Source organism: Nitratireductor aestuarii, assembly GCF_014641695.1.
Classification (GTDB): domain Bacteria; phylum Pseudomonadota; class Alphaproteobacteria; order Rhizobiales; family Rhizobiaceae; genus Chelativorans; species Chelativorans aestuarii.
Window position 1 is genome coordinate 485,469 of sequence record NZ_BMIF01000001.1, and the last position, 13,230, is coordinate 498,698.

Here is a 13,230-nt window from a genome sequence, read left to right on the forward strand (position 1 = left end):
TCAAAACCTCATTTCTTCTCCATCACGCACTGAAGCGGATGTTGATGCTGACGGGCAAAATCCATGACCTGCGAGACCTTGGTTTCAGCCACCTCAAACGTATAGATACCACATTCACCAACGCCGTGATTATGAACATGCCACATGATCTTTGTGGCCGTCTCACGATCTTTATGGAAAAATCTCTCCAGGACGTGCACGACGAATTCCATTGGTGTGTAATCGTCGTTCAAGAGCAATACGCGATAGAGGCTAGGCTTCTTGGTCTTCGTCCGCGTTTTTGTAATGACCGCGGTGCTGCGGCCGACACCATTGCCGCCCTCATCCCCACTCGTCATCCGTAACGTGTCCCCTGGCATTCTCATCTCGCGATCTTCAACTTCCTGTCCAACCGTCGCGCTCACTCTGAGCACGACATGTAGGGTGCTGCGGAACCGATTTTAAGCCCTTCTGTTCAGCACACAATACATTGGTTGAAACAATTGCCGCCAGACCGCAATGGGTGGATGGAAGCCGTTGCTCAACCTTTCGCGAGCACTCTGACCGGCCACATCAGACGTTGATCGGCTGTGGCACGCGAAGCTGAACGCGGTCGGCGGAAAATGGTTCACTTGACTGCACATCTCCCCCAATCCGCAAAGAAACTTGCGCGCCAGAAACGCTTCGTGTCTTATTATCTGGCTAATAGAAATAATCCTTTTCAAGAAATCGTCATGCTTTTAAATTTGATTTTCGCATTGTTCATAGTCGGAATTTTTTCCCTTTCGCTCAGATTGAACAAGATCGCGACACTATCGTTGTTGGTCTCGGTTCTTGGTTATCTGTCCATCGCTTCCTCAGCCCTCCCGGAATACCTGATGGAGCGCCTACAGACGCCCTATTCCCCGCGACTCCAATCGCCCGTCACGGACGATACTGCCTTCGTGGTATTTGGAATGGGCACGCAAAAAGATCGCGGCCGATGATCGGACCTATGTGGAGCCCCTCGCCTTCGCCTACGGACCACTGATGGCAGCCGTTGACATGTACCATCAATGCGCCCAGGGACAGCTGAAGTGCACCTTCATCACTGCGGGTGCAGACATCGCCGGCAACGGCATCTCGGAAGCCGAAGTGAGCGCCCGCGCCCTCATCAAGGCAGGCATCCCCACTCAGGCGATCATTCGCGAGGAAGAGAGCCTGAACACCTGGGAAAGCAGCCGGCACGTTGGTGAGATCCTGCACAGCCTGAAGCCGAAACGGGTGGTTCTTCTGCAGAGCGCGCCGATGATGAAGCGCAGCCTGCTCTATCTGGAACACTTCGGCGTGATCGCTGAACCCATGGCCGCTGCCTACCTGACAACGTCACACACGAACATGTCCGCCACCGGGCTCAATTTTCTTGCCGCTGAAGTGGGCTTCCAGGAGCATTTCGATATCTGGCGTTACACTCTTTACAACTACCTGGGATGGAACGAGCCGAAGGAGCCGCCGTTGGCTTTGGGCGAACTGTCGCAGAGTTCAACTTAATTACGACTTTGCCATAATCATCACAAATCCGTCCCGCATCAGGGACCCCAAAGCCGTGCGAGCTAGCGTTCCCCGTTGAGCGCAGGTAGGCGGGAGACATTGCCTGCGGACAACGCGTCGACATGCTCACGCGCCACTCCACAACGGTAATTTTCCGTAAATATCATAACTGCCATAAACCAATTGGTAACGCTGCTCGCACTAGTGTCGGAGACAAGGGGTTGATGACCTCTACTCCAGAAAAAAGCAGTGGGTGTGACGGTGCGTCAGGCGTTGTTGGGTATCAGTAACTTTGTTCAAAACATCTCACGAGGCCGCGGCAAGGTTGCCATTATTGCGGCCGTGATGTTGGGGCTGGCCTCTCCGGCCATCGCAAATCCAAAGTACGCGGGTATCGTGGTTGACGCCAAGACCGGCAAGGTTCTTTACGAGGAAAATGCGGACGCTCCGCGTTTCCCGGCGTCTCTTACGAAGATGATGACTCTCTATCTGACGTTCGAAGCGTTGGATGCGGGCAAGATCTCGAAAAGCACGCGTGTTACCTTCTCCAAGCATGCAGCCGCCGAGCCGCCTACCAAGCTCGGCATCGGCGCAGGCAACAGCATCACCGTCGAACAGGCAATCCTGAGCCTGGTCACCAAGTCGGCCAATGACGCGGCCACGGCTTTGGGCGAACTGCTGGGCGGCTCGGAAAAGAACTTTGCGGCCATGATGACCACGAAGGCTCGTCAGCTTGGCATGGGTCGCACCGTGTTCCGCAATGCCAATGGCCTTCCGAACGACGCCCAGAAGACCACGGCACGTGACATGGCGAAGCTCGGCATTGCGCTGCGTGAGCATTTCCCGCACCACTACAAGTACTTCTCGACGCGTTCCTTCGCGTTCGGGAAGCAGCAGATCCGCAACCACAACAACCTGCTTGGTGTTGTGAATGGCGTTGACGGCATCAAGACCGGCTACACCCGGGCCTCAGGTTACAACCTCGTTTCGTCGGTTCAGGCAGACGGTCGCAGCATCGTCGCGGTGGTGATGGGTGGCTCCAGCGGCCGTGCCCGTGACAACCAGATGGCAGCCCTCATCAAGCGCTACCTCCCGAATGCTTCAACCGGTCGCGACCAGCAGCTGATCGCCCGTGGTCCGGTCGTCGTTCAGCCCAGGCAGCAGCAGATTGCCGCGAACGACAATGTTGCCAAGGCAGCGGTCGTGGCATCGATCCTTCCGTCGAGCGCTCCCATTCCGGTTGAGCGTCCGTCCGATGCCCTGCCGATCACCGCTTACGCCCAGGAAAAGAGCTCCTCCGAGCGTGACCCGTTGGCCCGCATCGTAGCCGAGAGCGCCCACATGGAAGTCGATCCGGTTCACACCGCATCCGCTACGCCGTCGAGCGGCTGGGTCATCCAGGTTGCCTCCATGCCGTCTAAGACCGAAGCGCTCCGCTTCCTTGAGAACATGAAGGAAAAGGTCGGCTCCCCGCTCTCCAAGGCGTCTGCGTTCACCGAGACCTTCGAGCACAAGGGCCGCACGTATCACCGTGCACGCTTCGGCGGCTTCGACGACAAGGTTTCCGCCTGGAACGCCTGCGAGACGCTGAAGAAGCAGAAGATCCAGTGCTTCGCCGTGGTTGCGAACTAAGAACTTCGCGGGGCCGTTCCGTCGGCCCCGTTTCCGGAACCACGGGCCTGGGGTTGGCCCAGGGAACCGGGTGATCTCCAGCCAGGATTTGAAGCGGAGATCAGCAGAGTGACGAGATAGTAGGTAACGTTGCGTTTTGGGGAGACTAGCCGTGTTTGGACAAGAGGACGTCCTTGGCTTCATTGATACGAGCAGCAAGAAAAGACGAGCCCCCAACATCGGGATGTACTCGCTGCATAAGGCGGCGATGAGCCTCTCTGATCTGCGTCGCAGAAGCACCAGCTTCAAGACCAAGAATCTCGTAGGCCTCCTGCTCTGTCATGCCGCCAGAACGGCCCGGGCTTCCCTGCCCCGCACTTCCGTTCGCATCAACGCGGTCTCGCCATCCGGCAAAACGGCCATCAAGATACGTCTCTAGGAGACGAACGCTGTCCTCATCGCCCCGACATTCACCATGAAGGGCGATGAGATCATCGAGGGACAGGTCAGCGAGTTGCCTTCCCTGAAAATGTCCGGCGAGCACCCGGCCCTCCAGCTCCCCGCTGTCGTGATCAAGCTCCATCTCAAGCATTGACGACTGAACCCTCGAGCGCTGCCCGGGGGTCGGCTTTGCCCTCGCCGTGTAGCGGTTGCGTCCTGCCCATCCCAGAGCACCTGAAATCAGCATGCCGCCAAGGCCTGCTCTTCCAAAAAGCAACAGTAGCAGGCCGAAAAGTCCCAGAACAATGGGTCCGGCCCAGCGCAGAACCGTTGCTATCGCCGCCGGACTGGCCCGCAGGAATGCGTAGACGGAAGCGCCCGCAAGAAGCAGGGCCAGGACAATGGGTACCGCTATGGTCATGGTTTCCTGCCGCTCAAATGCTCGAGCATGAGTTGATCTTCGGGCTTGCCGCGTGCCGCAAGCGCCTTAAGGCCACCCGTGGCGTAGACCGCGACAGCCGAAAGCAGCTTTGCCAGATGGTCAGCAGCTGAGCTGTCGAAGCGGAACCATGCGCCGCGCGACAGCCTGGCGATCTCCTTGAATGCGCCGGTTGCCACCGGATCGTTACCTTCCTGGAAGACGAAGACCGGAACGCCCTTCAGCCCGAGTTCTCCAGCCTTGGCCGCGAGGTCGTCGACGTTCTCCTCCATTGCGTCACCAATGAAGACGACCGCATTGACCTTGGTTGTGGCATGTTCCTTGAGAGCATGGGCAAGAACCTTGCGGATCTGCGTGTACCCGCCGCGGCAGTCGATCTTGGTCATGAGGTTTTTGAGCGCGTTTGTATCGCTCACGAAGCGCGAGGCGCGGCATTCATCCAGGCCACGGTAGTAGACGAGCTGAACCTGCAGCCCGCCCGCCTTGGCCACAGCATCGAACATGTGTGCCTGGATTTCGCAGGCGAGATCCCAGGTGGGTTGGCGGCTCATGGTGGCATCGAGCGCGAGGATCAGCCGTCCCGCACTCCCGCCCTGTGGCGCAAGTGCCCGCGCCTGCCGCACAAAGGCATCGATTGCCTTGCTGTCGGATCGCGCGGCCGCGACATCGCCAGGATTGCTCTTTACGGGCGTCTGCTTGTTGCTCATGCCTTGAAGATGTGGGCCAGCAATCGCCCTGACAAGCCCTGATCGTCAGGCGGAGAGGTTTTTCAGGTGAGTTTAAAGCAGACCCAGCTCGGCCAGTTCCCGGCGCAGGCTGTCCGGCAGCTCGCCCGTGCCCGATGCACCGACGTCAGCAGGGACATCTTCAGGCGACAGATAGCGCCAGCCCTGGAACGGGCGGCGCGGTACCCACTCCGTGCGCACCACGACAGGATCGAGAACCAGATGGCAGCGGTTGACGCCTTCGGAGTCGCGGAAGGGCCGAACGTCGAGCAGGCGCTGACGGCATGTGATACCGCCCTTCATCACCCAGTAGAGCGAACCACCATCGGTCAGCTCCTCCACGCGCTTCGGGATCATGCGTGTGGTGTGATACTGTTCAGCTGGCGCCCCTCGCCGCTTCTTGTCCTCCAGCGTGAAATCGATCCACGCTTCGAGTTCTTCCGGCGAGCTGCAACCGACACAAAGCTTTAAGATGTTCAGGGCCATGGCTGCGGTTTCGCGCAAATGTGCCCGCAGGTCAATGCGTCATGAGTTAACACTCGATCACATTGACCGCGAGCCCACCGAGGCTCGTTTCCTTGTAGCGCTCGTTCATGTCGACGCCCGTCTGGCGCATGGTTTCGACTGCTGCGTCGAGCGAAACGAGATGCCTGCCGTCCCCCTTCAGCGCCAGCGAGGCGGCCGTGACAGCCTTGACCGCGCCCAAGGCGTTGCGCTCGATACAGGGCACCTGCACCAGTCCGCCCACAGGATCACAGGTCATGCCAAGATGATGCTCGAGCGCGATTTCAGCCGCATTTTCCACCTGCATTGGCGTTCCGCCCATGAGCGCTGCGAGACCTGCAGCCGCCATGGCCGAAGCGGAACCCACCTCGCCCTGGCACCCCATCTCAGCACCTGAGATCGAGGCATTATGCTTGATGAGCCCGCCGACGGCAGCCGCCGTCAGGAAGAAATCGTGGATCTGCCGTTCTTCGGCTTCCGGATAAAATCGTATCCAGTAGTGCAGCACCGCCGGAATGACGCCCGCCGCTCCATTGGTGGGAGCGGTGACGACCCGACCACCAGCCGCGTTCTCTTCATTCACCGCCATGGCATAGACGGAAAGCCAGTCATTGGCCGCAAGCGGATTGGGCCGGTTGCTCACCCAGTCGTCTTCCATCTTCTCGAACAGCCGACGCGCCCGGCGCTGGACCTTGAGCCCACCCGGCAGCTCCCCATCCTGGGAGAGACCGCGCGCCACACAGGCTTTCATCGCCTGCCAGATGTGTTCGATCCCTGTATCGAGCTCTTCCTCGCTGCGGGTTGCTAGCTCATTGGCCCGTTTCATCTCGGCGATTGAAAGGTTTGAGGCCGTCGCCATGTCTAGCATCTCGCGCGCACTGGCAAAGGGGTAAGGCACGGCGAGCAAGTCCTGCTGGCCGGAACCGCTCTTCCGGCCCTGCAGCTCTTCCTCCGAGACCACGAAACCGCCACCGATGGAATAATAGACGCGACGCAGGAGAAGTCTGTCTTCGGCGTCGTAAGCGCAGAACTGCATTCCGTTGGCATGACCCGGCAAAGGGTGCTTCCGGTCGAAGACGAGATCCGTCTGCGGATCAAACCTGTATGGAGGATGCCCTGCCGGCGCGACCATCTTGCGCGCAGCGATCGCCTGAAGCGCAGGTTCGATCTCGTCCGGATCGATGGTCTCCGGTGAAAAGCTCTGCAGACCGAGGATCACAGCCCGGTCGGTTGCATGCCCAGTGCCGGTAAAAGCAAGGGAGCCATGAAGGCTTACCGATATGCGTGCCACTTCTGTGCCTGCGGGTCGCGGCCAGTCGCCGGATTTTACCTCATCGAGAAAACGTCGGGCAGCCACCATCGGCCCCATGGTGTGGGAACTCGACGGACCGATGCCGATCTTGAAGAGATCAAAAACCGAAAGGAACAAGGACAACACCTCTTTGCGACAAAGCTTCAGCCTACATAGCATGTCGGCGACAATGCTGTCGAAATTGTGCCCCGCCTCCATGCGCCAGAAACGGCAAAGCGCAACCCGAAGGCTGCGCTTTGCAATTGAAGGAGCGGGCCTGTACCCGCGCTGGGCTTGGAAGCAAAACAGCAGACCGCCGCCGTTTGTAAAGCCGCGTTCCAGAGGTCCAGTATGTAGAGCAGTTTGCGCCTAACGGGGCGCGCCGGGTACTGCAGCAGTTCCTGGAAAAGCGGAAACCGATTTTCGGTTCGAAACTGCTATGGAACCTAGACTTAGATCATTCTGAAAATGATCTAGTGCGTTCCGACGAACAGCCAAGCAAGGAGAATAATGCCGGCGAAACCAATCGCTGCCTTGGCGGTAACGCCCCAGCAGGATTTCTGAATGGATCCGTCCATTTGGGTCCTATGAAGTTGTTTCACTCCGCACCAACCTCCCTACCTCCGATGGTGCAGTGCACTCCGGATAGCCCTTTTCACTTGGGGAAGCAAGCCTCAAGGCGGCAAGATTGTGTCGGAGATAGCTAATCTAGGTAAAGAAATGAAAATGCGTTTATTTAAAATCAAGTGGTTATGGCGCAAAACTAATTAACCAGTTGGTAACATGATGGGCGCGATCGTGGCGATAACCAGCCCTACTCAATGGGGTCGACAGGCGGCAGGATCGTGTCGGTTCGCCCTGTCATCCAGTAAGCCACGAGCCCGATCCACTCGCGGATGCCGCGGGTTGTGTTGCTCAGGTTGTCGATGACATTGTCTTCGGCAAGTCCAACGTTTTCCGTGCCTGCAGTCTTGTAATCGACCGGCCAGGGAATGACATCGAAGCCAACCTTGCGGAAGAGATTCACCGAGCGCGGCATGTGGAAGGCAGAGGTAACCAACAGCCAGTTGTCGCCCGGTCGGGGCTCCACCAGACGCCGAGTCATCACGGCATTTTCGTAGGTATCGCGGGACTGACCCTCAAGCTCGATGCGGCCGCGCTCGACGCCAAGCGCTTCCAGCAGGCGCGGCGCGGTATCCGCGTCCCCCTCGCCTGCAAGCATGACGGACCCATTCCCACCGGAGATGATCAGCCGCGCATTCGGAAAACGGCGAGCGAGAATGGCGGCTTCGACAAAGCGGTCGCCACTGTCGTTGAGCTCGTAGCCGCCCCGAGCGAGATTGATCGCACCTTCAAACCCACCGCCAAGCACAATGATACCGGTTACGTCGTCCGGCAGCGGATCGGGACGGGAAAACCGGTTCTCAAGTGGTTGAAGGAGAAGTGCGCCGAACGTGGTCCAGGCGGCGAGCGCCAGGACGAGCAGACCGGCGGAAGACGCCAGCAGCGCGGTGATGCGCCAACGAAAAGCCCCGGCAACCACCGAGGCCAGAAGCAGCAGGCCAACCAGGTTGACCGGCTGCAGGAGGCCCCAGAAGATGGCCGAGGCGTAGTGAAACATCAGCTCCCCCCGAAGCTGGTGGTGTTACCACCAGCGCGAAGGTTCAAAGCGTCCTGCCGACTGTTCAATCACATGAGCCGCGCGGAACAGCGTCTCCTCGTCAAACGGACGACCGATGAGCTGCAGACCGAGCGGCAGGCCGTTGGAGTCGAGACCGGCCGGAACGGTCATGCCCGGCAAACCGGCCATGTTCACGGTGACCGTGAAGATGTCGTTCAGGTACATCTTGACCGGATCGTTGGCGAGGTTCTCATCCGCGATGCCAAAGGCAGCCGAAGGCGTTGCAGGCGTCAGGATCGCATCGACACCAGCTTCAAACGCAAGGTCGAAGTCGCGCTTGATGAGCGAACGGACCTTCTGGGCGCGCAGGTAATAGGCGTCGTAGTAACCAGCCGAGAGAACGTAGGTGCCGATCATGATGCGGCGCTGCACCTCGCGGCCGAAACCTTCGGCGCGGGTGTTTTCGTACATCTCGGTGATGTCCTTGCCCGGAACGCGCAGGCCGTAGCGAACGCCGTCGTATCGCGCGAGGTTGGACGAAGCCTCAGCCGGAGCAACGATGTAGTACGTCGCCAGCGCGTATTTCGTGTGCGGCAGCGAGATGTCGACGATCTCGGCACCGGCATCGCGCATCCAGTCGATGCCCTTCTGCCAGAGCGCCTCGATTTCGGCGGGCATGCCGTCGACGCGGTACTCTTTCGGAATACCGATCTTCAGGCCCTTGATGGACTGGCCGAGTGCGGCCTCATAGTCCGGCACGGGCACATCGACGGAGGTCGTGTCCTTGAGGTCAACGGAAGCCATGGACTTCAGCATGATGGCCGCATCGCGCACGTCGCGGGTGATCGGACCAGCCTGATCAAGCGACGAGGCGAAGGCCACGGTGCCCCAGCGAGAGCAACGGCCGTAGGTCGGCTTGATGCCAACGGTCGCGGTGAAGGCTGCAGGCTGGCGGATCGAACCACCGGTATCCGTCGCGGTCGCACCGGCGCAGAGCCAGGCGGCCACGGCGGCAGCGGAACCACCGGACGAACCGCCGGGAACCAGATCGCGTTCGCTATCCTTGGCACGCCACGGGTTGATCACAGGACCGTAGTAGGACGTCTCGTTGGACGAGCCCATGGCGAACTCGTCCATGTTGAGCTTGCCCAGCATGACGGCGCCGTCGTTCCAGAGGTTCGCCGTGACGGTCGATTCATAGCGCGGCTTGAAACCGTCGAGGATGTGGCTGCAGGCCTGCGTGTGGACGCCTTCCGTGGCGAACAGGTCCTTCACGCCGACCGGAACGCCTTCAAGCGCGCGAGCCTCGCCGGCCGCGATGCGTTGATCGGAGGCCTTGGCCATCTCACGCGCCTTGTCGGCGGTCACGGCCACATAGGCATTGAGCTTCCCGTTCGCTGCATCGATCGCGCCAAGATAGGCGTCGGTGAGTTCGACAGCGGTAAAATCCTTGGCCGAAAGTCCGGCTCGGATCTGGGCTATGGTCAGTTTGGTGAGTTCCGTCATGATCATCCGTTCGCGGCGGCAGCCGGATTACCGGCAGCAATGAAGGGCAAGGTTGGAATGGCCGGGCCTGAAGCTCCGCCTATTCGACGACCTTGGGCACCATGAAAAAGCTGTCTGCCTGTGCGGGCGCATTGGCAACAATGTCCGCAGCCTTGTTACCATCCGTCACCTCGTCGACGCGCAGGCGCATCGCCACGGGGATCACGGACGTCAACGGCTCCACACCCGTCACGTCAACTTCATTCAATTGCTCGACAAAGCCGAGGATGGCGTTGAGCTCCCCGGTCATCCGGTTTGCCGCTTCTTCATCGATTGCAATTCGGGCGAGTTTCGCCACGCGTTTTACCGTATCGGTATCGACGGACATCGTTTCGCTTCCGTTGGTGTCTGAAGCCGCCTGATCCGGTTCGCGAACCAGGAAGCCTCAATCTATTAGAGTTACAGCATCCTGCTCCGGATAGCCGGATTGATGCCGTGAGATGCTGCTCGCGCTATAATCATGCGAGGCCCCGGGCGCAACGCTGAAAAGTGCCGCGCCCTGCAAGACCGACGATTTAGAGCTCCACCGCCTCGCCACGGGTGGGCTCCAGTACCTTCGGGCCTGCGCCGTCGAGCCCGGCAATGAACTTCTCGGCCGTCGCATCGATCGCCGGGAATGTACCATAGTGGCAGGGAATGACAGTCTCGAAGTTGAAATAGCGCTTGCAGGCCAGAGCCGCGACCGCGCCGCCCATGGTATAGCGGTCACCAATCGGCACGATGCCGATCTCCGGCTGATGCAGTTCGTTGATCAGGCCCATGTCGCCGAAAATGTCCGTGTCGCCCATATGATAGAGCGTCTTGTCATTCGGGAAGTGCAGCACGAGACCCAGTGGATTGCCGAGATAGATCGGCGTTCCGTCCGGGGCGGACAGGGACGAGGAGTGAAGTGCGTTGACGAAAGTGACGGTGAAGGCGCCACAGTCGATCGTGCCGCCCGTGTTGCCGGGGCTGGTCTTGGCCTCGCCGATGTCCTGCTTCGACATGTAGGTGCAGATCTCGGCGCAGGCGACGAGCGTGGCGCCCGTCTTCTTCAGAATCGCAGCCGTGTCGCCGATGTGGTCGCCATGGCCATGCGTCAGAAGAACGTGCGTGACGCCTTCCGCCGGGCCTTCCCATCCGCCCTGCCAGGTTGGGTTCCCGCTCAGGAACGGGTCAATGAGAATGACAGCCCCTTCTACCTCGACACGAAACGCCGAATGACCATACCAGGTAACTTTCATCAATCAGTTCCTCTCGCCTGTTTTGTTGTCGCAAGATAAGACGAGCACCAGCGAAGTCAAAAGGAAGGTGCGATGCCCGTAGTGACCATTGAAGAATTGGCCGAAACCCTGCCGCCACGCTCCGTGGTCGCCGGCATCGATCTCGGCACGAAAACCATTGGCGTCGCGGTCTCCGATCCCTCCCTCAGCCTCGCCTCCCCGCGCCCGGTCATCATGCGCAAGAAGTTTGGCGTCGATGCGGAAGCGCTGCTCTCGCTGCTCGCCAGGGACGGCGCGGCTGCTCTGATCGTCGGCCTGCCCGTGAACATGGACGGCAGCGCCGGCCCGCGCGTACAGGCCACCCGCGCCTTTGTCCGCAACCTGATGCCGCTGACGGAACTGCCCATAGTTTTCTGGGACGAGCGTCTTTCCACGGTGGCAGCCGAGCGTGCGCTGCTCGAGATGGACGTTTCGCGCGCCAAGCGGGCGACCCGCATTGATTCGGCCGCCGCCTCGTTCATCCTGCAGGGAGCGCTCGACCGCCTGCGCGGCCTGCGCAACCCACAGCGCCTTTAGACCGGCGGAAAGAGCACATCCACGATGCCTTTGGCGTCGTGGCGCATGTCCAGCATGCCGTAGGTCGTGCGCCACTGACCGGCGAGCCGCGTTTCGATGAAGGCATCGGCGATGCGGCCTGAACCCAGGCGGCGCAGCTCGGCAGCAGCGGCGGCGAGCGCCAGCTGTTCCGTCAGCAGACGCGCCGCAGCCTCATCCTGCTTGCACAGTTGAATGGCGGCCGAGAGCACCTTAACGGTGCCCGGTCCCGCCTCGCCCAGATCGTCGTGGATCATCGACAGCACTTCGTCGAGCAGGCTCGGATTGCGCGTCAGAACACGGACAACGTCGAGCGCCATCACGTTGCCGGAACCCTCCCAGATCGCGTTGACCGGAGCTTCACGATAGAAACGGGCTAGCGGGAAATCTTCCACGTAGCCATTGCCGCCAAGGCATTCCATCGCCTCATAGGTGATGGCCGGCGCGATCTTGGTCACCCAGTATTTCACCACCGGCGTCATCACCCGGGCAAAGGCCGCATCGGCCCGCGTGTTGGCGGCTTCATCGAAGGAGCGCGCCAGCCGGAACGATAGAGCTGCGGCAGCGGTGACGTCGAGGGCGAGGTCCGCCAGAACGCGGATCATCACCGGCTGGTCGATCAGCTTGTTGCCCGCGACGGTGCGGTGACGCGCGTGATGAACAGCCTCGGAGAGTGCCGCCCGCATCAGGCCCGCAGAGCCCAGTGCGCAGTCGAGCCGCGTCAGCGTCACCATGTCCATGATCGTGCGGATGCCGTTGCCGGGATCGCCTACCGGGAACGCCAGCGTGTCCTTGAACTCCACCTCGGCCGACGCATTCGAGCGATTGCCGAGCTTGTCCTTCAACCGCTGGAAATGGAAACCGTTAGCGTTTCCGTCGTCGCGAAGGCGCGGCGCGAGGAAGCAGGAAAGACCCTCCTTCGCCTGCGCCACCACCAGGAACGCGTCGCTCATGGGAGCCGACATGAACCACTTGTGCCCGTTCAGGCGATAAAGCCCGCGACCGGCCGGATCAGCCTTGGTCTGGTTCGTCCGGATGTCGGTACCGCCCTGCTTCTCGGTCAGCCCCATGCCGATCGTGACACCCTGCTTCTGCGAAGCGGGCTTGTTGGTGTGATCGTATTTGCGGGCAATGATGCGCGGCGCCCAGTCACGGAAGAGCTGAGGCGAAGCCATCAGGGCCGCCAGCGAAGCGCTCGTCATGGTCAGCGGACAGAGATGCCCGAGCTCGAGCTGCGACAGCAGATAGAAGCGGGCCGCGCGCACCTGGTGGCGCTTGCCGGTCTCGGCTGCACTCTCCTCCCAGATCGAGGAATGGATGCCCATTCCGATCGAGCGCCGCATCAGCGCGTGGTAGGACGGGTGAAACTCGACGATGTCAGCACGCCGTCCGTGACGATCATGCGTCCTCAGCACCGGCCCCTCGGAATTTGCCAGCCGCGCCAGTTCCTGCGCCTCGTGCGTACGGGTAAAACGCGCCAGAGACTCAAGTTCGCTGCGTACAGGCTCCGAAAAATCGTCGGCGAGTTGATTCAATAGAGGATCCGCACGCCAGGCGTTCGCTGCCCCCATTGGCGGCGTCTGATTGCTAACCTCGTGATCCACTCGATTGTCCTTTATGATTCCCTTGCGGAGACACTCTCGCATATTGGTTTTTTTGTTATAAACGCCAGCTGTAGCACTTTCGCTTCCATCCACGAAAATTCGTGGGATCTGGAAGGGCAATGCAGCGGTGGGCAGTCATATCCC

At 60.3% G+C, this 13,230-nt stretch carries 14 protein-coding genes; 4 read left to right on the forward strand and 10 right to left on the reverse strand.

Features of this window, described 5'->3' with window-relative positions; translation table 11 throughout:
* Positions 1-8: 8 nt before the first annotated feature.
* The gene (gene clpS / locus IEX27_RS02385) at positions 9-338 is read right to left on the reverse strand and encodes an ATP-dependent Clp protease adapter ClpS (RefSeq protein WP_188719577.1); all 330 of its coding nucleotides are present in this window, start codon (positions 336-338) and stop codon (positions 9-11) included.
* A gap of 273 nt (positions 339-611) precedes the next feature.
* Between clpS and IEX27_RS02390 the strand changes: the two genes are divergently transcribed.
* From IEX27_RS02390 to IEX27_RS02400, 3 genes are all read left to right on the forward strand, one after another.
* On the forward strand, positions 612-965 hold the full coding sequence (locus IEX27_RS02390; RefSeq protein WP_188719321.1) for a hypothetical protein: 354 nt from the start codon (positions 612-614) through the stop codon (positions 963-965).
* A 43-nt stretch (positions 966-1,008) separates the two neighbouring features.
* On the forward strand, positions 1,009-1,509 hold the full coding sequence (locus IEX27_RS02395; RefSeq protein ID WP_188719322.1) for a YdcF family protein: 501 nt from the start codon (positions 1,009-1,011) through the stop codon (positions 1,507-1,509).
* A gap of 345 nt (positions 1,510-1,854) precedes the next feature.
* Entirely contained in the window at positions 1,855-3,141 is a 1,287-nt protein-coding gene (locus IEX27_RS02400) for a D-alanyl-D-alanine carboxypeptidase (protein WP_188719323.1), read from the forward strand.
* 145 nt (positions 3,142-3,286) lie between these two features.
* On the opposite strand, the gene IEX27_RS02405 is transcribed toward IEX27_RS02400, so the two are convergent.
* The 8 genes from IEX27_RS02405 to IEX27_RS02440 all read right to left on the reverse strand — a co-directional run bounded on the left by IEX27_RS02405 (position 3,287) and on the right by IEX27_RS02440 (position 10,909).
* Entirely contained in the window at positions 3,287-3,982 is a 696-nt protein-coding gene (locus tag IEX27_RS02405; protein WP_188719324.1) for a DnaJ domain-containing protein, read from the reverse strand.
* The gene (locus IEX27_RS02410) at positions 3,979-4,707 is read right to left on the reverse strand and encodes a vWA domain-containing protein (protein ID WP_188719325.1); all 729 of its coding nucleotides are present in this window, start codon (positions 4,705-4,707) and stop codon (positions 3,979-3,981) included. The genes IEX27_RS02405 and IEX27_RS02410 overlap by 4 nt, the downstream gene beginning before the upstream one ends.
* Positions 4,708-4,779: 72 nt before the next feature.
* Entirely contained in the window at positions 4,780-5,211 is a 432-nt protein-coding gene (locus IEX27_RS02415; RefSeq protein WP_188719326.1) for a DUF1489 family protein, read from the reverse strand.
* Positions 5,212-5,257: 46 nt separating this feature from the next.
* Positions 5,258-6,658 (reverse strand): L-serine ammonia-lyase, encoded by a 1,401-nt coding sequence (locus IEX27_RS02420; RefSeq protein ID WP_188719327.1) that lies wholly within the window; start codon positions 6,656-6,658, stop codon positions 5,258-5,260.
* Between the two features lie 676 nt (positions 6,659-7,334).
* Positions 7,335-8,141 (reverse strand): YdcF family protein, encoded by an 807-nt coding sequence (locus IEX27_RS02425; RefSeq protein ID WP_188719328.1) that lies wholly within the window; start codon positions 8,139-8,141, stop codon positions 7,335-7,337.
* Between the two features lie 24 nt (positions 8,142-8,165).
* Positions 8,166-9,647 carry an Asp-tRNA(Asn)/Glu-tRNA(Gln) amidotransferase subunit GatA gene (gatA, locus tag IEX27_RS02430; protein WP_188719329.1) on the reverse strand — a complete coding sequence of 494 codons (1,482 nt, stop codon included), beginning with the start codon at positions 9,645-9,647 and terminating at the stop codon, positions 8,166-8,168.
* 79 nt (positions 9,648-9,726) lie between these two features.
* Positions 9,727-10,014, reverse strand: coding sequence for an Asp-tRNA(Asn)/Glu-tRNA(Gln) amidotransferase subunit GatC (gatC, locus tag IEX27_RS02435; protein ID WP_188719330.1), 288 nt, complete (start codon positions 10,012-10,014; stop codon positions 9,727-9,729).
* A 187-nt stretch (positions 10,015-10,201) separates the two neighbouring features.
* Positions 10,202-10,909 carry a metal-dependent hydrolase gene (locus tag IEX27_RS02440; RefSeq protein ID WP_188719331.1) on the reverse strand — a complete coding sequence of 236 codons (708 nt, stop codon included), beginning with the start codon at positions 10,907-10,909 and terminating at the stop codon, positions 10,202-10,204.
* A 72-nt stretch (positions 10,910-10,981) separates the two neighbouring features.
* Here IEX27_RS02440 and ruvX point away from each other — a divergent pair, with 72 nt between their 5' ends.
* On the forward strand, positions 10,982-11,464 hold the full coding sequence (ruvX, locus tag IEX27_RS02445; protein ID WP_188719332.1) for a Holliday junction resolvase RuvX: 483 nt from the start codon (positions 10,982-10,984) through the stop codon (positions 11,462-11,464).
* Here ruvX and IEX27_RS02450 read toward each other — a convergent pair.
* A complete protein-coding gene (locus IEX27_RS02450; protein ID WP_444980165.1) occupies positions 11,461-13,128 on the reverse strand; it encodes an acyl-CoA dehydrogenase family protein in 1,668 nt (555 codons plus the stop codon). The two genes, ruvX and IEX27_RS02450, sit on opposite strands and share 4 nt — an antisense overlap.
* Positions 13,129-13,230 lie beyond the last annotated feature (102 nt).

Bases quoted from the DNA above. Each gene is read 5' to 3' on its own strand.
- clpS (WP_188719577.1), bottom strand. From the start codon at position 338: ATGACGAGTGGGGATGAGGGCGGCAATGGTGTCGGCCGCAGCACCGCG.
- IEX27_RS02395 (WP_188719322.1), top strand. From the start codon at position 1,009: ATGGCAGCCGTTGACATGTACCATCAATGCGCCCAGGGACAGCTGAAG.
- IEX27_RS02400 (WP_188719323.1), top strand. From the start codon at position 1,855: ATGTTGGGGCTGGCCTCTCCGGCCATCGCAAATCCAAAGTACGCGGGT.
- IEX27_RS02405 (WP_188719324.1), bottom strand. From the start codon at position 3,982: ATGACCATAGCGGTACCCATTGTCCTGGCCCTGCTTCTTGCGGGCGCT.
- IEX27_RS02410 (WP_188719325.1), bottom strand. From the start codon at position 4,707: ATGAGCAACAAGCAGACGCCCGTAAAGAGCAATCCTGGCGATGTCGCG.
- IEX27_RS02415 (WP_188719326.1), bottom strand. From the start codon at position 5,211: ATGGCCCTGAACATCTTAAAGCTTTGTGTCGGTTGCAGCTCGCCGGAA.
- IEX27_RS02425 (WP_188719328.1), bottom strand. From the start codon at position 8,141: ATGTTTCACTACGCCTCGGCCATCTTCTGGGGCCTCCTGCAGCCGGTC.
- gatA (WP_188719329.1), bottom strand. From the start codon at position 9,647: ATGACGGAACTCACCAAACTGACCATAGCCCAGATCCGAGCCGGACTT.
- gatC (WP_188719330.1), bottom strand. From the start codon at position 10,014: ATGTCCGTCGATACCGATACGGTAAAACGCGTGGCGAAACTCGCCCGA.
- IEX27_RS02440 (WP_188719331.1), bottom strand. From the start codon at position 10,909: ATGAAAGTTACCTGGTATGGTCATTCGGCGTTTCGTGTCGAGGTAGAA.
- ruvX (WP_188719332.1), top strand. From the start codon at position 10,982: ATGCCCGTAGTGACCATTGAAGAATTGGCCGAAACCCTGCCGCCACGC.
- IEX27_RS02450 (WP_444980165.1), bottom strand. From the start codon at position 13,128: ATGCGAGAGTGTCTCCGCAAGGGAATCATAAAGGACAATCGAGTGGAT.